The following is a 20,768-nucleotide window of genomic DNA, read 5'->3' as shown; positions in this document are numbered from 1 at the left end:
ATAAATCAATTTAGAGACGATGTTAATATATATATAAACATATTGATCTCTACCCCTCTGCAAAATAAGCCACTTCATTATTTTAATATGAAGCGGCTTATTTTCATTTATAGCCTTTAATTGTCATCCTATATTTTATTTACAGCTGTCATAACTTTAACATATGACATATTATTACATACAATGTATTGATGTACAATTTTAACCAAAGTATATTGTATATGAAAGGATGATAACTATGGCTGTAAGACATTATGTTTTGCTAGCTACTGATGGAAAAACCAAATTACCTACATCTTCAGAACTCCCTCCTGATCCTGCAACAGAAATCGAGGTTCTAATATATGGATTTGTTGGAGGTTTATATAAGGTTGATGACAAAGTAGTAGATGAAAATCTTAACTGGGAAACCCCCAAAAACTTAAACTATCTGTACGGATTAAAAGGAAGCGCTTATCTTCCATCTCCAATTATATGGGGAGAGGTTGGAGATAAGATTTATATTACCCTTATTAATCTTGGTATGAAGTATGTTAATATAATGGACCCTCATACAGTTCATATGCACGGGGCTCATGTAGCTACTCAGTTAGATGGTTTTCCTGAGCTGTCCTTTGCAGTTCCTATGTGGGAGTATACTGGTAGCAACAAACCTGAAACTCTAACCTATTACTTCTATCCAGAACATCCAGGTACTCTAATGTATCATTGTCATCAAGAAGCCTCAGAACATGTACAAATGGGAATGTATGGTGCATTAATAATATATCCATCTTATAAGAGTCTCGCAGAAAATGGGATAAAAAAGGATAAGTGCGGAAGATGGCTTAATAACGGAGAAGTTGTTCCTAATATACCTCGCTCTGCTACAAATAGAAATTTCGCTTATAACAACATCCATTCTTTTTTCAACAAAGAGTATATAATGTTACTGTCAGACATCGATCAGACCTGGCACGATAGTATATTAAATGGTACTGATTTTAATCCTGTAGACTATAAACCTAATTTTTGGCTTGTAAACGGAAGACCTTTCCCTTACTCCTTGCTTCCTCACCCTCAAACACCACCAGTAGGCAGTGATAAAGATCTGTCTCAACTTAATTATGAGTCCTATGTACATGTAAAAACAGGGGAAGACTTTTTACTCAGAATGATAAATATAGGTTACCAGGTAATACCTTGGCATGTACACGGATGGCACTTTAGAGTTATAGGTAAGGATTCACATATAAGCCCATTCTTAGAGATGAATCATATGTCAAGTAGCATGGGTAATATGGGACATCCTATAACTGAAATGGGCTTTACCTGCACAATTGGTTCTGGTGAAACCTATGATCTTATGATAAATGCTGAAAATAAGAGTCCTATATACAGAAAATATATAGTAAACGGTCAAGATTGTATACCTTCTGTTTGTAGGCAAATTGATGAACTTAAAGCCTACGATCCTTCTCTTATCGCAGAAATCCCTACACAACCTGTAAATGTATTAAATATTAATACAACAAATTATATAGATATCTGCGATGAACCAGAAGAAAGTCTAAATAGTAACTTCTTCCCTCAATTCTACCCAATGCATAATCATGACGACTATAAAGTTACTAATAACGGTACCTACCCAGGTGGCCAATTAACCTATATACAAGTAGATGCTCCCGAATTTGGTGGTTTAATGGGAAGCTATTATGCAAACAAAAACTTTACTGATCTCAGGTTAAAAAGATTGGATGAAGTTATTAGCTTTAACTGGAAAACTGATAAACCACAAGATTTGGGTGAAACCTTCTCTGTGAGATGGACTGGAAAGTTGAAACTTCCTATTTCTCAAAGATACAAACTACAGTTAGTTTGCATAGGAGATGGCACAGTAAAACTAAATGGAAACGAAATTCTTAAAGTGAAAGATTATTATTCTCTGCCAGTAGATTTTGAAACAATTGATTTTGAAGGAGAAAAGCAATATGAAATTGAAATTAAATACGTTGGAAACTCAAAAGGGGCTATTGCATTGCTTTGGACTTCTTCAACAAAGGTAAGAGAAGTAATTCCACCTTATAACCTATACCCAGTTTAAGATATCGGCGGTGTTAAAATACTTCATTGTAATTAAATGGTTACCATTCTAATTTAAACAATATCCTTAAAAATTCATCAGGCAATATCTTCAAAATAACCCTTTTAGAAAAGCCTCCTTAAGATTATCTTTACAGATTTTCTATAGTAGGCTTTTACATATTTATACACCAGCTAATTATTTTAACTCTATTGATACAGGGCAGTGATCTGAACCAAATACTTCGTTCAGAATATCAGCTCCCACAACTTCTTCTAAAAGATTATTAGATACAAAGTGGTAGTCTATTCTCCATCCGGTATTTCTCTCTCTTGATTTAAACATATAGCTCCACCATGAGTATTTTATAGTTTCCGGATTAAAATGTCTAAAGGTATCTGTATATCCGTTAGCAATAAACTTATCCATCCACTCTCTTTCCATTGGTAAGAAGCCCGAAGTCTTCTCATTTGACTTTGCATTCTTAATATCCATTGGCGTATGTGCAGTGTTATAATCACCACAGATTATAAGCTTTTTCCCTTCCTTTACTCTCTCATTACAATATTCAAGTAAAGCATCATAGAATCTCATCTTATAATCTAATCTTTCCTCACTACTCTGTCCATTTGGAAAGTATATATTAAATAGAGTAAATCCTTCAAACTCTGTTATTAAAATTCTTCCTTCACTATCGAATTCTTCAATTCCTATACCATGACTTACACTTATAGGTTCAACTTTAGAATATGTAGCTACTCCACTATATCCTTTTTTCTCAGCAAAAGAAAAATATGAATGATATCCATTTATATTTCTAGCTGCATCATCCAAAGTTGCTTCTTGAAGCTTAGTCTCCTGTATACATAGTATATCTGGTGAATCAGTTCCTAAAAAGTTTAAAAAATCCTTTTTCATAATGGCTCTAAGCCCATTAACATTCCATGAATATATCTTCAAAAAATCATCTCCTTAAGGAATAAAATACAAACAATAATAATTATTATTTATATAATATTATACTTTATTCCCTAATTCAATGTCCAATAATCAAATTCTAATAATTAATATAGCTTTGACTTCCCATTTTTATTGATTTAACTAATCTCTTTCTTAAAGAGTTTTAAGCATTATTATTAACAACAATCTTAGTATAAGAGTTTAAGGTCACAAAGTAATACACACAGTAGATAAGTCCATACACCGAAGCTATTACAATAAAACTATTCATAAGTTTTAAAGAAAGCATTTTTCCAAGTGCAATAGTTGCTGGTAATGAGTTAATCACCGCAACCATAAATGGTGCTCCAAAAAGTAGTCCTAATTCTTTTGCAACTGCACTTTTTATTTCACTATTACTTACGCCTATTTTACTTAAGGTAATAAACTTCTCCTTGTCTTCTCTTGCTTCCATCTGCATCTTAAAATATATTATGCTTCCTGTGGCTGTTATAAATAATGCCCCTATAAATAGTCCTATAAAAGCCATCATACCTAATAACTTTAGACCATCTGTGTAATGTTCATAGAAGGTTACGAGTCCACTTTCCTTATAAAAATTCTTTCCTAAGTCACTTAGAAAACTTTCTGCTTTGAAATCATTATCTAGAATATACCCTTTTATCTTCATAACCCTTGATTTTTCAGAGCTTAATTTCATCGAATCATAGATGTTGTCTTTAACTACAAAAGTTTGGTTAAAATGATCAAGCGCTATGAAAGGTTTTATATCTGTTTGTACTACCTTTAAACTATAATTTTTATCTTTTAAATTTATATTAACAATTTTATTTAATGCACTTTTATTAGCGGCAAAGCTTTGCATTTGTATGAAGTAGCAATCCTCTTCATAATTTAACTCTGCTTTTCTATCGACCTTTTGGTGTTCATTTATCTTATTAAAATCACTTTGTCTAATAACATAAAAGTCAGCATTTCTATTATTAATAGGATCCTCTGCATTTACTATAAGCAATTCGAGTTCATCAGAATATTTAACTGATATCTCTTTATGATTAGCTAGTACTTTATCAAATATCACATTTTCATCTTTTGTTTTAAAATATTCTACCGAAAAGGGTCTCATATATCTTGAGTTTTCTTCAGTTTTTGTATAAGAACCCACACAAGTAACCAAGGCACAAAGAGCAACAGTAGTACTTATAGCAATTATACTGAGAGTTCCAACATTTCCCCTATACCTAAAATATAGTTGTGAAGTTGATATAAGCTTAGTACCTTTAAAAAGGCTCTTTTCATTTTTCTTATTTATATATATTAAAAATGATGTAGTAGATGTAAATAGAAGTACCGTACCTATTACTACTAGTGCAACAACTATTGGAGCCTTAAGTAGATTGCTGCCTAACTCTTGGATAGCAATACTATAACCAAAATACATACAAACAACTGATACAATGGTAAGTAAAAATGTTATTGCTGATACTTTCAATCCTCTCTCAACTCTTTTTGATGCATTGAATAAATCTATAAGATTGCTATTCCTTACAATAATTGAACCATGGATTGAAATAATAATATATATTGCTACAAATATCTTTAAGGTCATCTTTATAGCTCTTAAATTCCACTGAAAAGGCACAGCTGATGATATTTTAACCATAAAAAAAAGAATCATTATGAAAAACTTACTAAAAATTACTCCTAATATTATTCCAGTAATCAATGCAATTCCAGTAATAAAGGTATTCTCATAAAAATTAACCTTTGCAACTTGATTTTTAGACATTCCTAGAAGCATATAGGTAGCAAACTCTTTTTTCCTTGACTTTATAAAAAACGAATTAGAATACCATATAAAAAATGCTGAAAACATCACAATCATAACTGCGCCAACATTAAATAAAGTTATAAATTTCTTCATTTCTCCAAGTTCGTCTTGAATATAAGTACTATATAAAATAGACATAAAAAGATAGACTGAAAATATGCTAAAGGATAAACTTAAAAAATATGACCAATAATTTTTAAAATTCTTTTTTATATTTCTTGTTGTAATACTAACCAATGTCATCAGTATCACCTCCTATGACAGAAAGTATCTTTAAAATTCTTTGATAAAAGTCTTTTCTTGTAGTATCCCCCTTATATATCTCATTAAATAACTTACCATCCTTAATAAATATAACTCTCTTGCAGTATGATGCGGCAAAAACATCATGAGTTACCATAAGTATTGTAGCGTTATTATTTTCATTTAGATTATTCAAAGCCCCTAGCAGTTCCTTAGAAGATTTAGAATCAAGCGCTCCTGTAGGCTCATCTCCTAGTATTAAGGATGGATTAGAGATCATAGCCCTTGCAGCCGCTGCTCTTTGTTTCTGCCCGCCTGAGACTTCATAAGGATGTTTATTTAGCACTTCACTTATCCCTAGTTTATTTGTAATATCAGTAAGCCTTTTTTCTATAGTTGAGTAAGAAGTTTTTGATAAAGCCAAAGGCAATACTATATTTTCCTTAAGGGTCATGTTGTCTAAAAGATTAAAGTCTTGAAATATAAATCCAAGTTTCTCTCTTCTAAATTTCGATAAATTTGGCTCTTTAAGTTTTGTCACATCATTACCATCAATATAGACACTTCCTGAAGTAGGCTTATCTATAGTTGATATTACATTCAAAAAGGTAGTTTTACCAGAACCTGATGGTCCCATTATCCCTACAAACTCCCCTTCATTTATCTTCAGATCTATATTATCTAAAGCTGTGTATTTCACTGACCCAAATTTTGATCCATATACCTTTTTTAAGTTTTTTATATTTAATACTTCCATATTAATACCTCCAAATTTATTTCATAGGTGCACTATAAGCACATTGATACTATGATTAAAATAATTCAAAAAACTTAAGCTTTTAGCTTGTTGTTTTTGCTTTATCTTATATTAAAAGTATATAAAAAAACAAAATGTACTGCCATTTCTTTGGCTTACATTTTGCTTTTCAAGCTTACAATTTTGTAATATGGATAAACCACTTCATTAATCACCGTACAAAGGAAAGTAAATATGAAACTTTGTCCCTTTTCCATATTCAGATTCTACCGTTAATCTATGCCCTAGCTTTGTAGAAAGTTTTTTAGCGAGATATAATCCCATACCCGTAGCTTTAATATTATTGTCCCTACCGTTATTACCAGTAAAAGATTTGGAAAATATTCTATCTATATCTTCTCTACTTATTCCTATACCGTTATCCTCTATAGTAAGAACTATTTCATTGTAATTTTTAGTGGTATAAAAACTTATCTTCCCTCCCTCTTTGGTATATTTAAGAGCATTTGATACAATCTGATCTATTATAAATGCCAACCATTTTTTATCTGTATCCGCTGTTAATTTATCATCAATTTTATTTAAAAAACTAATATGCTTTCTTATAAAAATAATAGAATGTTTTTTCACACTTTCCTTAACCACGTTATTTATAATAGTTTCGCTTATAACATAATCCTTTGAAAAATCATTACTTCTTGAGTAATATAGAACCTTCTCAACATGATCATCTATCTTAGCAAGTTCTTCCTTTAATGATATTACTGTTTGCTGCTCTTGAAAGTTCATTGTATCTAATATAAGCTTAGCAGTAGTTATTGGAGTTTTAATTTCATGTACCCAACTTATTATAAATTCACTATTCTCAGAAAAACTATCTTCTATGTTTCTCAAAGATTCTACATACTCATTATATAAATCAGAAATAATTAGCTGATAGATTTCGTCCTTATATTCAAAAGCTTCAGTAAATATCGGTGTCTTGTCTTCTGACTTCTGTGCTTCCTTTAAATTTTTTACATTTTTATTTTTAACAGTATAGTCGTATAAAATGAAAAACATTAACATTACAATCGATACAGTAATCATATAGACTAAATTCGAAGTCAATACTTTGTTACTTCTGTCAACATATATAGAAAGTAAGATAAAAGACAAAAGAATTACGTAAAAAACTAAAAACCTTAAACTCTCTTTTAAATATCTGAAAAAACTCATTTTACCATATACCCCTGATTCTTCACTGTTTTTATATACTCCTCTAACCCAATCTCATTTAACTTCCTTCTTAACCTATTTATGTTTACTGTTAAAGTATTATCATCTATAAAACTCTCATCTTCCCATAGTTCCTGCATGATTTTCTCTCTACTTACTATTCTTTCATGATTTTTCATAAGTACATAGAGTATCTTAAACTCATTTTTTGTGAGCTCCACACTTTTACTTTCATAGTGTAAGGTATTGTCTTTGAGTGAAAGCAATACACCATTATAATTTATTACATCAATTGAAGCATCAGAGTAAGAATAAGTTCGTCTTAAAACAGCATTTATCTTGGCTATCAGTACCTCCATAGAAAAAGGCTTAGTTATATAATCATCTCCACCCATATTTACAGCCATGACTATATCCATGTTGGTATTTCTTGAAGATAAAAACAATACTGGCACCTTTGATATATTTCTTATTTGATTGCACCAATGAAACCCATCAAATACTGGTAGGTTTATATCCATTAGTACAAGACTTGGCGAATAACTTGCAAACTCTCCAACTACATTACTAAAGTCTTCAACACAACAAACGTCAAATCCCCATTTCTTAAGAGAAGCTGTAATTATCTCTCTTATCTTTTCTTCATCTTCTACTATCATTATCTTATACATAATTTCTCCTTACACTTAGGTTCTTCTATACAAAAAATCAATTCATACTTGTTCTAAAATTCTAGCATATAATGATTTTCCAGCGTACACAAAATAACAACTGACTAAAAAATTGCACACCACTATAAAAATTATACCATTATTGTAATAAATATAAAATTACAACACCAATTGATATTATAAGCCTTATAAGATGATGCCCTACATTCACTTTTCCATGGATCTTGATTCCACTAAGTAGTGCAGATATATGATTAAGAACTAGTCCAACTAACAGAGTTATTCCTGATAAAATCGAATTGTTTTTTGTAAATAGTACTGACATAATTAAAAACGCTCCACCAACTATCATCATTACTGTAGCCAACGTTGAACTTTTCTTTTGTTTGAGACCAACTATTCCAGCAATTATGCTCAACAATCCATAGAGCAGAGTTATTACAACAAATATAATATTCATACAAACACCTTCTTTAATTATTTGTTAAATCATTTCTTTATTTTCAGGATATGTTTTAAATATTGTTGAAATTAAATTGTTGTCAGGAGATGCCTTAATGTATCAATTGATATGGCTGTAATTTTTGAAAATTCTCCAATATCCATATTCTCCTCCATAAAAAATATTTTTTAAGTTATATCTATTAAACTAACTATAAAACCTGGATGCGACTCCATGTCAATAAAAATATTATCTTACTCTCAACTTTTTAACAAATCCCTTTATCCCTTATATTGATGAATAAATTACTATCATAAGTTGAAATTATAATTATGTAAAAATCTTTACAACGAAGCTACACTGCACATAGATGTATTAATTAGAAAAGGAGATTAAATATTATGTTTGCTATACCTAAGATTATTACTACTATATTAATATCTACACTATTAACTAATTTACCTTATTCCAAAATGGACCTTAAAGAAAATGTGTTCACTTATATTGATAAAGAACAACTTTCTTCCATAAAAGATACTTTGATTACTCACGAACAAACAAAGGCTCAAGTTTATCTTTTTAAACAAGCTCTTGATGAATTTGGAGCCACTTCTCCAGAACAGGTAATAAGTATTTGGACTAAGACTGAAAAAACAAGAAATGGAGTATACCACTACTCAGTGGCTTGTAAGGAATTAAAAACAAAAATTATTGAAAATTTAGGTAATCCAAAAGATACCTACTGGATCTATGGTGTATCAAGCCCATGGCTTGATAGATATGAAGTTATATCTAAAAACAAAATAAGTGATACTGAATATATGGTTAAATTAAAATTTTTTTGGTCAACTTCTTCTGGCCCATTCAATACAACAGAAAATACACTTTCAATTATTAAAGATGGTGATACCTGGTGCGTTAACAAAGTCATTTAAATTGCTCTATTTGTTATATGATAGAATACCTTTTGTATTAGTACAGATAGCTACTGCCATCAAAGATTGAGGAAGTCATGTCTATTTTATATAAAGTTGATATAAAAATTTCAATACAAATACTTTTTGAGGTTAGATACAGATTAATAAAAAATTAATTAATAATCTTATGAAAAGTAATTGCTAAGACTTAACAACTGGAATATACTAGTAACAAATCCAACTAGCGGAATAGTTAAGGGGCTATGAAAATGAAAAATTTCTATGGTGTATTAGAGATATTAGGATTGTTGCATGTTATGCTATTTATTGACTTAGTTCTAGGAGTAATTATTAATTTAAAAATAACAGCAATCATAATTGCTATCATTTATATAGGAATAGGAGTAATAATTTTTAAAAAAGATAACACATATGATAAAATTATTACTACTATTTATAAAAATGACATCCTTTGTATAGATGGAAAACTTAGCGGTAATGAAAAGGACGAAATAGAGGATTTTATTAAAAGGCTATATACATCATTTATAGTACTATTTTTGTTAAGTATATTAAGAAGAGACTCTATAATAGGTTATGTGGGGTTGAATGAGATTATATTGTTAATTGTTGGTTTCTTTAATAGCTGCATAGGATTACTATTGTACAAAAAATACACTAAGCCTAGTCAGTATAAAATATCTGTTATAATATCTGTAATCATAGTATTAACATACATAATTTATTTTTATAAATAGTGGCTTAGAGATTTCTCTAAGCCACTTTTATATTTAGTATGCAGTCATCTATAGATGCACTACTTCGAACCGCAATCTATTTTTATTGTAGGAAATATGCTGGATTAGAAGCTCTATACACAACATACTAGTTTATGTTTTTATGAAGTAATTGCAATAATTCATACAAATCTTCTACCTCTACTTGTCCAGGAGCCGAAGCCTTCTTAACGGAACCGAAAGTTAAAGCAGATCCAAATATTTCTCCAGTAAGTCTACTTATAACACCAGTTTCAGCCATGGACATTGTAATTATAGGTCTATCAGCATACTTTTCTGACATTATTACTGTAGCTTCAAGTAATTCTAATACATCTAACTTTGATTTAGGCATAACAGCTATCTTAGGGATATCAGCTCCCAAATCTTGCATCTTTCTTAAACGACAAATTATATCATCCTTTGATGGAGTTTTTTCAAAATCATGATTTGATCCAACAACCTTAATTCCTGATGCATGAGAATTTTCAATTATATCTTTAACTACCTCATCTCCTGTAAAAGCCTCAACATCTACTAAATCAACTAAGCCTGTAGACACAACTGCTTTATTTAATTCAGCATATGTTCTTACATCAATTGCTTTTTCTCCACCTTCTTTAGATGTGCGAAAAGTGAATAGAAGAGGTATATTATTTAAAGCACAAACTAAGTCTTTTAGAACATCTATAACTTTTTCAATATCAAAAACATCTTCAAACCAATCAACACGCCATTCTACAACATCTACATGAAACTCTCTAAAACTTAATGCTTCTGCTATTATTTCTTCTTTAGTTTTTCCTACTATAGGTACGCATATCTTTGGTATTCCATCACCCAATATTATATTCTTAATCTTAACTGTATTCATAGCTTCCTCCTAATTATGTTCTAGAACTATTTTCCCAATTAAAATTTTTCTATAACTCATATTAACATAAAATATAAGTATGCACACTATGCAACACCAAGTAACTTACTTTCTACAGCCTTCCACTGTCCATCAATAATTTTTAAGATAATCCTAAACTCACTTGCTCCTACAGGACTGACCCAGTTATATCCTTTTACCACAGTTCCTCCATCACCATCTGGTTCAATGCTAGTGAACATTAACAAGTTTCCATCTATCTTAAGAGAGCCCATGTTATTCGCTAAGCCAATTTGTTGAAGCTTAAACAAGGAAGCATTCAATACTGTTTTATTATATTTCTTAGTAAAGTATTGTATTGCTTTTTCTCTTTCTTCATAAGTTGTATCAATAAAGTAAAGTGATTCCATATATAGAATTATATATTTCTTGCTACTTAACCCACTATCTCCTTTATACATCTCATCATAAGCTAAAATAAAGGCATCTATTATTCATGGCTGTTTATATTCCGATATGCTATTCGTAGATATGCTAAAAGCTATACTTAATGCTGAAATTAGTGATATTACTCTCTCCATATTTCTTCCTCCATATTTTCACTTGTTTTTTTATAAATACTGTATTAAAATTAACCCAAATCAAATTTATTATCTTTTACGATTATGAAAACTATACATTTTAGTATTCTTAATAAAAAGGTCGCTAAAGTGAACTTATTCAGCGACTTTTTCAGATATTTGCACTTCTTATATAGATGAGAAAAATCTGACAGTCGAATGAATCTTATCTTTTTACTATATATCAATAAAAATCTTGTAAAAGCATTTAAATCTATATGTTTATACTATATAAAAATTGTATACTTTCCTATACATTAATAAGAAATAGACCTAATATATTATTATGTAAATAGACTTTAAATTAAAGGATAAAATAATAGAATTGAGTAAGCATTTATATAAAGAAAGTGAGAATACTTATGGAGATCTTTATCATTGTGTTAATTTTGCTTTTAAGCATTGTAATATCAAATATTTTAAGCAGACTTATCCCATTTATACCAGTTCCTCTTATACAAATTTCTTTTGGAATCATTTTGGGGATACTACCAATCGGCATACACATGCCTTTAGAACCAGAATTATTTATGGTATTATTTATTGCACCATTACTATATAATGACGGGAAAATGACTTCTAGAGAAGACCTTTGGAAGATAAAAAGCCCCGTATTCTTAATGTCCTTTGGCTTAGTTTTAGCTACAGTGCTTATAGTTGGCTACATAATTCACTTTATGATACCCGATATTCCTTTATCTGCTGCTTTTGCTTTAGCTGCTATTTTGTCACCAACAGATGCCGTAGCCGTAAGTTCATTATCAGAAAGAATTCATCTACCAGAAAAAATAATGACGCTACTAGAAGGTGAAGCTCTTACTAATGACGCTTCTGGATTGGTTGCTTTCAAGTTTGCTATTGCCGCTACAGTTACTGGAGTCTTTTCCTTTACTAATGCTACTTTAAGTTTTTTTGTAATAGCAGTTGGCGGATCTTTAGTAGGTGCTATTCTTTCTCTAGCAATTGCGAGACTTACTGCATATATCAGAAGATTAGGCCTAGAAGATGCTACTTTCCACGTACTTATGCAAATTATATCTCCTTTTGTAATATATTTAGTTTCAGAAGAACTTGGATTGTCTGGAATCCTTGCCGTAGTATCTGGAGGAATCGTTTATTCTTTGCAATCAGATTATTCTGAACCAATTATTTCAAAGCTAAAATTTGTATCTCGAAGTACTTGGTCAGTGCTTATTTTTATAATAAATGGGCTTGTATTTTTAATTCTTGGTCTACAGATTCCTGATGTAATGTCCGTTATTTTTAGAGATGATACCATAAGCAATTTTAAAGTCCTTATGTATATAGTCGTTATTTCAATAGTTTTAATATTGTTAAGATTTATATGGGTTTATAGTTTATGGAATGAAAAATGGAGTGTAGATGAAAATTCAGAAGAAAATCCAAAGAGATTTTTAAATTCTTTACTTACTTCTTTAGCTGGAGTCCGTGGTGCTATAACACTTGCTGGTGCCTTCTCTATTCCATTTTACTTAGAAAATGGACAATATTTTCCTCAGCGAGATATCATTATATTTATATCTGCTGGAGTAATACTATTTACTATATGTATAGCAAGTTTTGTTCTACCACTGCTAGTAAAAACCGAAAACGTTGAAGCTGATAAAAATTCATCAAAAGTAAATCAAGAAGCCCTTAAAAGCGTTATGAATGCTGCCATTAGACTAATCAATGATGAAACAAATAAAGAAAATAAACTTGCAGCTTCTTCGTTAATAAGCGTATGTGAAAAAATCAAAAATGATAATCCTATAAATATAGAAAATCTAAAGCTCACTATAGAAGATAGAAAAATAGAAAAAGATATTTTTCTTTTGGGCATAAGAGCTGAACGTAAAGAGGTTAGAAGGTTATTAGCTGATAACAAAATTCCTCCAGCTACTTATGAAAAGATTGACGATTCTTTAACTAAAGTAGAAAACTGTTTGTCTAAACCACCAATCATAGAAACTTTAAATAGGATGGACTCAATCAAAAACTTTATCGCTAAGTTTTTGAAAAAGCAGCTAAATGTTAATCCGATCAACATAAAGGATGTAAAGAAGATTAAAGTATTAACCTCAAAGGCAGCAATCTATGCTATAAAGGAGCAAATTAATGATACAAATAAAAAAGCTTCTTTTGCAGTTATTGAGCACTATAATGATATCATAAGAAGATTAACTACCTTCACCTTTGGCGAAGATATTAATAATGTCAATAAACAAAGAAGCAAACTTCATCTAAAAGCCTTGCAGGCGGAAAGAGATCAGGTACAATCGCTCCTGCAAAATAATGAGATAAATCGTGAAACTGCACTGAAACTAAGGAATTTTATAAACTATATGGAAGCCACTGCGATAGAAGAGCAAAGTTTTTAAGTCACATTAAATTAATATTGTTAACTTAAGGTATCACTCATACGAAAACATATAAAAACCTTATAGAACTATTGAAATATCAAAGTTTGGCTTACTTGAAACTTTTATATCTTTCTCGTATTAAAAAGTACCCATCAAAGGTTATCATCCATAACCTTTGACGGGTACTTTAATTTATCACTTTGTTTTTTCTCTACTTTTGTAAATCTTCGATTATAGCCTTGGCTGCTTTTCTGCCAGCCCCCATTGCTTTTATTACTGTTGCAGGACCAGTTACAGCATCTCCACCAGCATATACAAATTGTCTTGAAGTTCTTCCTGTCTCTTCATCAATAACAACTAGATTCCATCTATTAGTTTCTAATCCTTCAGTAGTATCGCCGATTAATGAACCTGCTTTAGTTCCTATTGCCATTATAACCATATCTGCATCTAAAATAAACTCCGAACCATCCACTGGAACAGGGCTTCTTCTTCCAGATTGATCTGGTTCACCTAGTTCCATCTTTATGCATCTTACTCCACTTACCCACTTATTTTCATCTGCTACTATTTCAGTTGGGTTTGTTAATAGGTGAAAATGAACACCTTCTTCTTTTGCATACTCTATCTCTTCTTTTCTAGCTGGAAGCTCTGCCTCAGATCTTCTATAAACCATATGCGCCTCTGCACCAACTCTAAGAAGAGTTCTTACTGCATCCATTGCAACATTACCACCGCCAACAACTACCACTTTTTTACCAACTATAAGAGGCGTTTTATAGTCTTCTTTATAATCTCTCATAAGATTGTTTTTTGTTAAGAATTCATTAGCTGAAACCACTCCATTTAAGGCTTCACCTGGAATACCCATGAAGCTTGGCATTGCCGCTCCGCTTCCTATGAATACAGCTTCAAAACCTTCCTCTTCTAGTAGTTCGTCAATAGTTATTGTCTTACCAATCATAACATTCTTTTCAAACTTAACACCAAGTTTTTTAAGCTTTTCAATTTCGTTATTAACAACTGTTTCCTTAGGAAGTATAAACTCAGGAATCCCCCATGCTAATACTCCTCCAAATTCATGAAGAGCTTCAAATATTGTTACTTGGTATCCTGCCTTTGCTAAGTCCCCGGCACAAGCAAGTCCTGCTGGACCACTTCCAATAACTGCAACCTTTTTGTCTAGTACTACTTCAGGCTTTTCAAACTCTATTCCATTCCTTATGCTCCAGTCTCCAACGAATCTTTCTAGTCTACCTATGGCTACAGACTGTCCTTTGATTCCCATTACACATCCACCTTCACATTGAAGTTCGTGTGGACACACTCTACCACAAACTGATGGAAGTGAGTTTGCTGTTGCTATAATATCTGCTGCTTCTTTAAAATTTCTTTCTTTTATTGACTTGATAAAACTTGGAATCTTATTATTAACAGGGCATTTAGCTACGCATTTAGGAACCTTACATTGAAGGCATCTTTCTGCTTCTCTTACAGCTTCATCTTCATCGTAACCTAAATTTACTTCATTAAAATTAGTTACTCTTATTTTTACTTCCTGCTCTCTTACTGGAACTCTTTCTAACTTAATCATTATCACTCACCCCAAATGCAGTCTCTTCTTGAATTTTATGTTCTTTACCATATAGTTCTCTGAATTCTGATTTAGCTACGTATGAATTATAGATGTTCTGTCTACTTCTTACCTCTTCAAAATTGATTTTATGGCCATCAAATTCAGGTCCATCCTGGCAAGCAAACATAACTTTTCCACCAACGGTCACTCTACAAGCTCCGCACATACCAGTACCATCTAACATTAAAGTTGTTAAACTCACTATAGTTTCAATGTCTTTGCTCTTTGTTAGATTGCAAACAGCTTCCATCATATCAATAGATCCCATTGTAATAACTAAATCATATTTATCTTCTTCTATTATTTTATTTACCACATCCATTGTAGTGCCTTTTATGCCTGCTGAACCATCTAAAGTTGATATTATGATATCCTTTGTTGTTTCTTCCAGCTTTTCTATGTATACTAAACTATTTTTATCCTTAAAGTTTAGCGCTACTTTAAATCCAATACCTAAATCATTAAGATATTTAGCTTCTGTGTAAATTCTTGTAGCAGCTGAGTCTTCAGCAACAAACAATATTTTTTTATCTTTTAAAATTTGTCTATCTTCATTTAGCAAGCGAGATGGTTGTCCATATGGTCCTGCAAAATCAAGAAGTTTATCTCCTGACTTTAATAAAGCTAACTCCTTAGTTGAATCTCCTACCAATCTAAATACTATTGTTATAACTCCATTTTCTTTATCAATACCACATATTGAGAAAGGAAGTCTTTCTCCCTTTTCATCTATTCTAAGCATCACAAACTGACCAGCTCTTGCTGATTTAGCTATTCTTGGCGCACTAATCTGCATTGTAAACAAATTCTTACATAAGTTTTCTATCTTTACTATGTTATACATATATTTCTCCCCTTACTTGTATCATTGATAGATAATTTTATATTTTTAGCTTATATTTTTAAAGACTCTGCTCAAAATTCAGCAGAGTTTTAAAAATACTATTAGATTTAAAATTATCCATCCTTAATAACTATATTTCCTTAATCAATAACCTAACCTATACTTCATCATTTTAAATTATCTTTGTCGTCAATTTCAATTAAGTCAAGTATAAAGATAAACACCGGTATTCCTATTATAAGTCCCCAAACACCAAAAAAGTGCTCAGAAATGATAAGTATTATAAATGTATAAAAAACCGGAAGTTCCGTCTTTGATGACATTAGCTTTGGATTTAATACATATCCCTCCAAAGCATGAAGTACTGCTATTATGATGATTACATAAATAACCTTAGTTGGGCCACCTGATGCATATGCAGTAAGCGAAAGAGGAACTAAGGATATGAAGACTCCTGCAACAGGTATAAGACCTAAAACGAATATCATTATTCCAAGTCCTAATACATCTGGAATTCCTATAAAACTTAAAGCAATGACAGATAATCCTCCGTTTATTATGGCAATTAGTATCTGTACTTCTATTACTTTCCCAAACGATCTAATAAACTTTTGACAAAAATACTCTAACTCTATATAAAAACTTGAAAGTTTGCTGTACTTAAATTTCCTTGTGAATTGCATTATTTTATTTTGCTCCAATAAGAAAAATAAGCTTAGTATTAGGGAAACAAATATATTAAATCCCCATTTACTTATATCTGCAACATATCTTATTAAGGCATCTCCCCATTGATTTACAGATCCACCTATTTCAAACTTCTTTGTATGTTCAATTATTGAATCCAATATAGCGTTATCATGTGGCGCCATATAAAAGGCAACTGCCTGCTTTACAATCTGTACTACCTGATAAACAATTACCGGTAAATATCTACTAATACCAAAAACAACAATTGCTACTAGTAATATGTATAATACAGCTATGGTTATTCTTCTATCTACCTTAACAAACTTACTAATTCTTCTATTTATAGAACTTTGCATTCTATACATAAGGTAAGCCAGTATAAATGTAATAAGAAATATGTTTGCAAATTCTCTTAAAAAATATGCTATTACAGATATCACAGCTAAAATAGCTATTCTTTTAAATCCTCTGTTCTTAAAAAATTCTAAAATAGTTTCCATCAAGACTCTCCTCAGAATTACTTCTTGCTTAATTTTTATAGTTTAATTTTATTTTCTTACAAAAAATCTTATATGGCAAGTTTTATTCCTTAATAATTTATTAATTTAAGCTTAATTTTACAATTTATCGTGAATGATTTTTAATTTAGATAAGTAATCTTCGAATTGGTGTACTAATCAATAGTTGACATTAATCTCTACATACATTACTATACTATAATATAAATACTTTGACTATCAAAATATTTTTTTTATTCGAGAGAGGGATATTTTATGAAACTAAAACCACTAAAAATTGGTGATTTAATTGCAAAGGTTCCAATAATACAGGGCGGAATGGGTGTTGGAGTTTCTTTATCAAACTTGGCATCTGCTGTAGCATCTTGCGGAGGTATTGGAATAATATCAGCTGCTCAAATAGGTTTTAAGGAACCTGATTTTGAGAAATCTCCATTAGAGGCAAATTTAAGAGCATTAAAAAATCATATTAAAACCGCCTTAAGCAAGGCCAAAGACGGAATTATAGGTGTAAATATAATGTGTGCTTCAAATAATTACGATGAAATTGTAAAGACATCAATTGAAGCTGGAGCACAAATAATAATTTCTGGTGCCGGTCTACCTACACATCTTCCTGAACTTTGTAAAGGTTCTAATGTTAAAATAGCGCCAATTATTTCTTCTGACAAAGCTGCTAATGTAATAATGAAGCTTTGGGATAGAAACTATAAAGTAGCTCCGGATGCTGTCGTTTACGAAGGTCCTGCAGCTGGAGGTCATTTAGGTTTTAAACTTGACGACTTAAATAACCCAGACTACTCTGTTGAGGATGAATTAACTAAGATATTAAATGTTATTAAGATATATGAAGAAAAATATAACAAATCTATACCTCTTATCGCTGCTGGTGGTGTATATACTGGCACAGATATAGCTAAAATGCTAGCTTTAGGAGTTAGTGGTGTGCAGATGGCAACAAGATTTGTAGCTACAGAAGAATGTGATGCACATATAAACTTTAAAATGGCTTATGTAAACTCTACTCTAGAGGACATATCAATAGTTAAAAGTCCAGTAGGAATGCCTGGTCGTGCTATCACAAATCCTTTTGTTTCAAAAACAAAAGAAGGTAATATAAAGGTTACTAAATGTTATAAGTGTATAACAAAATGTAACCCTGCTACTACCCCATATTGTATAACAAAAGCTCTTATCAATGCAGTTGAAGGCAATTTAGATGATGCTTTAATATTCTGTGGAAGCAACGCTCATAGAATAGATAAAATTGTATCCGTTAGGGAATTAATGGATGAACTTGTTACTGAAGCTGAAAGTTATGCTTAAATTAAGACCTATATAGCTATCTCAATATGAGGTAGCTTACTTTTTTTCCAAAGTAATATATATACTAAACCTATATTTTTATGATATAATCTTGAATTGTGTGATAAATCATGTAGAATCTATCTTTGTCAGATTTCCACACGGTTTAATTCATATAAAAATTATTCTATGTTTAAGATTATTATTGAAATTACTTTGTAATAACAGGCAGTCCTTATATTATTTATAAGATGCTTTTAAATGTTATAAAAATTGGTCATTAAACAGAAAGGAAAGTGTAAATGATAAACGTTGTTAATGTAGGCTTAAGATATGGCGGCCGTAAACTATTTGAGGATGTAACTCTAAAGTTCACTCCTGGAAACTGTTATGGTGTTATAGGAGCAAATGGTGCTGGTAAATCAACATTCCTTAAAATTTTATCAGGAGAAGTTGAACCAAATACTGGAGAAGTTATAGTTGCACCAAACGTGAGAGTTTCTGTGTTAAAACAGGATCACTATCAATTTGATGATTCACAAGTTTTAGAAACTGTAATCAGAGGTAATGAAAGACTTTATGAGATAATGAAGGAAAAGGATGCTCTTTATGCTAAAGAAAACTTTAGTGATGAAGATGGTATCAAAGCTTCAGAACTTGAAGGTGAATTTGCTGACATGAATGGTTGGGAAGCAGAATCAGAAGCTTCTTCTTTACTTCAAGGTTTAGGAATTGGAACTGATCTTCATTATAGAAATGTTGGAGAACTAACTAGTGGAGACAAGATAAAGGTTTTACTTGCTCAAGCTTTATTTGGTAAGCCTGGCGTACTAATACTTGACGAACCTACAAACCACCTTGATATAAAATCAATTAACTGGCTTGAAAACTTCTTAGCTGATTTTGAAGGTACAGTAATAGTAGTATCCCATGATAGACATTTCTTAAACATGGTATGTACTAATATCTGTGATGTTGACTTTGGAAAGATTAAGCTTTATGTTGGTAACTATGATTTCTGGTATGAATCAAGCCAATTAGCTCTTGCAATGTCAAAGGATCAGAACAAGAAGAAGGAAGAAAAAATTAAAGATCTTCAAAACTTTATCGCAAGATTTAGTGCTAATGCTTCAAAATCTAAACAAGCTACTTCAAGAAAGAAACTTTTAGATAAGATAACATTAGATGATATCCAACCATCAAGCAGAAGATATCCATTTGTTGGCTTCAAACCTGAAAGAGAAGTTGGAAATGATGTTCTTACAGTAGATGGAATCACTAAGACTATCGATGGTGTTAAAGTTCTTGATAATGTAAGCTTCATGGTTGGAAGAGAAGATAAGATAGCCTTCGTTGGAGATGAAATAGCTGTAACTACTTTATTTAAGATTCTTACTGGAGAAATGGAACCAGATAACGGTAGCTACAAATGGGGTATAACTACTTCTCAAGCTTATTTCCCTAAGGATAACACTGAGTACTTCAATAACTGCAACCTTAGCTTAGTTGATTGGTTAAGACAATACTCAGATGAAAAATCTGAAAGTTACTTAAGAGGTTTCTTAGGTAGAATGCTTTTCTCTGGAGAAGAAGCTTTAAAAGAAGCTAGTGTACTTTCCGGAGGAGAAAAAGTTCGTTGTATGTTATCTAGAATGATGCTTAGCTCAGCTAATGTATTGATTCTTGATCAACCAACAAACCATTTAGATCTTGAATCAATAACAGCTGTAAATAATGGTCTTATAGACTTTAAGAGCGTACTTCTATTCGCTTGTCACGACCATCAATTCGTTCAAACTATTGCAAACAGAGTTATCGAATTAACTTCTGAAACAGTTGTTGATAGAAAATCTACATACGATGAATATCTAGAATTCAAAGGTATGAACTAATAGTAAAAGCTGTAGTCTTAATTGGAGGGCACTGAAAAAGTCCCTTTTAGCAAATTAGACCTAGAAAATTGTCAGGAGACAATTTTCTAGGTCTTTTATGTTATACTTAAATTATTAAATTTATGTGGGTGATTCAAATGATTAAAAAG

The 20,768-nt window shown here is 31.1% G+C and carries 17 protein-coding genes; 6 read left to right on the top strand and 11 right to left on the bottom strand.

Annotated features, from left to right (window positions below):
* The first annotated feature begins 238 nt into the window (after positions 1-238).
* Complete coding sequence (locus JHL18_RS14510; RefSeq protein WP_200270422.1) at positions 239-2,083, top strand: multicopper oxidase domain-containing protein; 1,845 nt, start codon at positions 239-241, stop codon at positions 2,081-2,083.
* A gap of 177 nt (positions 2,084-2,260) precedes the next feature.
* On the opposite strand, the gene JHL18_RS14505 is transcribed toward JHL18_RS14510, so the two are convergent.
* The 6 genes from JHL18_RS14505 to JHL18_RS14480 form a co-directional block, all read right to left on the bottom strand.
* A complete protein-coding gene (locus JHL18_RS14505) occupies positions 2,261-3,022 on the bottom strand; it encodes an exodeoxyribonuclease III (RefSeq protein ID WP_200270420.1) in 762 nt (253 codons plus the stop codon).
* 163 nt (positions 3,023-3,185) lie between these two features.
* On the bottom strand, positions 3,186-5,096 hold the full coding sequence (locus JHL18_RS14500) for an FtsX-like permease family protein (RefSeq protein WP_200270418.1): 1,911 nt from the start codon (positions 5,094-5,096) through the stop codon (positions 3,186-3,188).
* Complete coding sequence (locus JHL18_RS14495; RefSeq protein WP_200270417.1) at positions 5,083-5,853, bottom strand: ABC transporter ATP-binding protein; 771 nt, start codon at positions 5,851-5,853, stop codon at positions 5,083-5,085. Before JHL18_RS14495 ends, JHL18_RS14500 begins: the two co-directional genes overlap by 14 nt.
* Before the next feature lie 207 nt (positions 5,854-6,060).
* A complete protein-coding gene (locus tag JHL18_RS14490) occupies positions 6,061-7,071 on the bottom strand; it encodes a sensor histidine kinase (RefSeq protein ID WP_200270415.1) in 1,011 nt (336 codons plus the stop codon).
* Entirely contained in the window at positions 7,068-7,742 is a 675-nt protein-coding gene (locus JHL18_RS14485; RefSeq protein ID WP_200270413.1) for a response regulator transcription factor, read from the bottom strand. Before JHL18_RS14485 ends, JHL18_RS14490 begins: the two co-directional genes overlap by 4 nt.
* A gap of 139 nt (positions 7,743-7,881) precedes the next feature.
* Positions 7,882-8,202: a hypothetical protein gene (locus JHL18_RS14480; protein ID WP_200270411.1), complete on the bottom strand. Its 321-nt coding sequence runs from the start codon at positions 8,200-8,202 to the stop codon at positions 7,882-7,884.
* 383 nt (positions 8,203-8,585) lie between these two features.
* Between JHL18_RS14480 and JHL18_RS14475 the strand changes: the two genes are divergently transcribed.
* Together JHL18_RS14475 and JHL18_RS14470 are read left to right on the top strand one after the other, a co-directional pair.
* The gene (locus JHL18_RS14475) at positions 8,586-9,119 is read left to right on the top strand and encodes a hypothetical protein (RefSeq protein ID WP_200270409.1); all 534 of its coding nucleotides are present in this window, start codon (positions 8,586-8,588) and stop codon (positions 9,117-9,119) included.
* Between the two features lie 251 nt (positions 9,120-9,370).
* Positions 9,371-9,859, top strand: coding sequence for a hypothetical protein (locus JHL18_RS14470; protein WP_200270407.1), 489 nt, complete (start codon positions 9,371-9,373; stop codon positions 9,857-9,859).
* 127 nt (positions 9,860-9,986) lie between these two features.
* On the opposite strand, the gene aroD is transcribed toward JHL18_RS14470, so the two are convergent.
* Together aroD and JHL18_RS14460 are read right to left on the bottom strand one after the other, a co-directional pair.
* A complete protein-coding gene (gene aroD / locus JHL18_RS14465; protein WP_200270405.1) occupies positions 9,987-10,751 on the bottom strand; it encodes a type I 3-dehydroquinate dehydratase in 765 nt (254 codons plus the stop codon).
* Between the two features lie 86 nt (positions 10,752-10,837).
* Positions 10,838-11,212, bottom strand: a complete 375-nt coding sequence (locus tag JHL18_RS14460) for a hypothetical protein (RefSeq protein WP_200270403.1) — start codon at positions 11,210-11,212, stop codon at positions 10,838-10,840.
* A 521-nt stretch (positions 11,213-11,733) separates the two neighbouring features.
* On the opposite strand from JHL18_RS14460, the gene JHL18_RS14455 reads away from it, so the two are divergent.
* A complete protein-coding gene (locus JHL18_RS14455) occupies positions 11,734-13,752 on the top strand; it encodes a Na+/H+ antiporter (protein ID WP_200270401.1) in 2,019 nt (672 codons plus the stop codon).
* A gap of 193 nt (positions 13,753-13,945) precedes the next feature.
* Here JHL18_RS14455 and gltA read toward each other — a convergent pair whose 3' ends face one another.
* The 3 genes from gltA to JHL18_RS14440 form a co-directional block, all read right to left on the bottom strand.
* Positions 13,946-15,328 carry an NADPH-dependent glutamate synthase gene (gene gltA / locus JHL18_RS14450; protein WP_200270399.1) on the bottom strand — a complete coding sequence of 461 codons (1,383 nt, stop codon included), beginning with the start codon at positions 15,326-15,328 and terminating at the stop codon, positions 13,946-13,948.
* On the bottom strand, positions 15,321-16,214 hold the full coding sequence (locus JHL18_RS14445; RefSeq protein WP_200270397.1) for a sulfide/dihydroorotate dehydrogenase-like FAD/NAD-binding protein: 894 nt from the start codon (positions 16,212-16,214) through the stop codon (positions 15,321-15,323). Before JHL18_RS14445 ends, gltA begins: the two co-directional genes overlap by 8 nt.
* 167 nt (positions 16,215-16,381) lie before the next feature.
* Complete coding sequence (locus JHL18_RS14440; RefSeq protein ID WP_200270395.1) at positions 16,382-17,404, bottom strand: AI-2E family transporter; 1,023 nt, start codon at positions 17,402-17,404, stop codon at positions 16,382-16,384.
* 273 nt (positions 17,405-17,677) lie between these two features.
* Here JHL18_RS14440 and JHL18_RS14435 point away from each other — a divergent pair, with 273 nt between their 5' ends.
* Together JHL18_RS14435 and JHL18_RS14430 are read left to right on the top strand one after the other, a co-directional pair.
* Complete coding sequence (locus tag JHL18_RS14435; RefSeq protein ID WP_200270393.1) at positions 17,678-18,748, top strand: NAD(P)H-dependent flavin oxidoreductase; 1,071 nt, start codon at positions 17,678-17,680, stop codon at positions 18,746-18,748.
* Between the two features lie 281 nt (positions 18,749-19,029).
* The gene (locus tag JHL18_RS14430) at positions 19,030-20,619 is read left to right on the top strand and encodes an ABC-F family ATP-binding cassette domain-containing protein (RefSeq protein WP_200270391.1); all 1,590 of its coding nucleotides are present in this window, start codon (positions 19,030-19,032) and stop codon (positions 20,617-20,619) included.
* Positions 20,620-20,768: the final 149 nt, after the last annotated feature.

The organism is Clostridium yunnanense (assembly GCF_016595795.1).
Classification (GTDB): domain Bacteria; phylum Bacillota; class Clostridia; order Clostridiales; family Clostridiaceae; genus Clostridium_AR; species Clostridium_AR yunnanense.
This window is presented reverse-complemented; position numbering and strand designations above follow the sequence as displayed.

Bases quoted from the DNA above. Each gene is read 5' to 3' on its own strand.
- JHL18_RS14445 (WP_200270397.1), bottom strand. From the start codon at position 16,214: ATGTATAACATAGTAAAGATAGAAAACTTATGTAAGAATTTGTTTACA.
- JHL18_RS14500 (WP_200270418.1), bottom strand. From the start codon at position 5,096: ATGACATTGGTTAGTATTACAACAAGAAATATAAAAAAGAATTTTAAA.
- JHL18_RS14460 (WP_200270403.1), bottom strand. From the start codon at position 11,212: ATGTATAAAGGAGATAGTGGGTTAAGTAGCAAGAAATATATAATTCTA.
- JHL18_RS14475 (WP_200270409.1), top strand. From the start codon at position 8,586: ATGTTTGCTATACCTAAGATTATTACTACTATATTAATATCTACACTA.
- JHL18_RS14470 (WP_200270407.1), top strand. From the start codon at position 9,371: ATGAAAAATTTCTATGGTGTATTAGAGATATTAGGATTGTTGCATGTT.
- aroD (WP_200270405.1), bottom strand. From the start codon at position 10,751: ATGAATACAGTTAAGATTAAGAATATAATATTGGGTGATGGAATACCA.
- JHL18_RS14485 (WP_200270413.1), bottom strand. From the start codon at position 7,742: ATGTATAAGATAATGATAGTAGAAGATGAAGAAAAGATAAGAGAGATA.
- JHL18_RS14440 (WP_200270395.1), bottom strand. From the start codon at position 17,404: ATGGAAACTATTTTAGAATTTTTTAAGAACAGAGGATTTAAAAGAATA.
- JHL18_RS14480 (WP_200270411.1), bottom strand. From the start codon at position 8,202: ATGAATATTATATTTGTTGTAATAACTCTGCTCTATGGATTGTTGAGC.
- gltA (WP_200270399.1), bottom strand. From the start codon at position 15,328: ATGATTAAGTTAGAAAGAGTTCCAGTAAGAGAGCAGGAAGTAAAAATA.
- JHL18_RS14435 (WP_200270393.1), top strand. From the start codon at position 17,678: ATGAAACTAAAACCACTAAAAATTGGTGATTTAATTGCAAAGGTTCCA.
- JHL18_RS14490 (WP_200270415.1), bottom strand. From the start codon at position 7,071: ATGAGTTTTTTCAGATATTTAAAAGAGAGTTTAAGGTTTTTAGTTTTT.
- JHL18_RS14510 (WP_200270422.1), top strand. From the start codon at position 239: ATGGCTGTAAGACATTATGTTTTGCTAGCTACTGATGGAAAAACCAAA.
- JHL18_RS14495 (WP_200270417.1), bottom strand. From the start codon at position 5,853: ATGGAAGTATTAAATATAAAAAACTTAAAAAAGGTATATGGATCAAAA.
- JHL18_RS14430 (WP_200270391.1), top strand. From the start codon at position 19,030: ATGATAAACGTTGTTAATGTAGGCTTAAGATATGGCGGCCGTAAACTA.
- JHL18_RS14455 (WP_200270401.1), top strand. From the start codon at position 11,734: ATGGAGATCTTTATCATTGTGTTAATTTTGCTTTTAAGCATTGTAATA.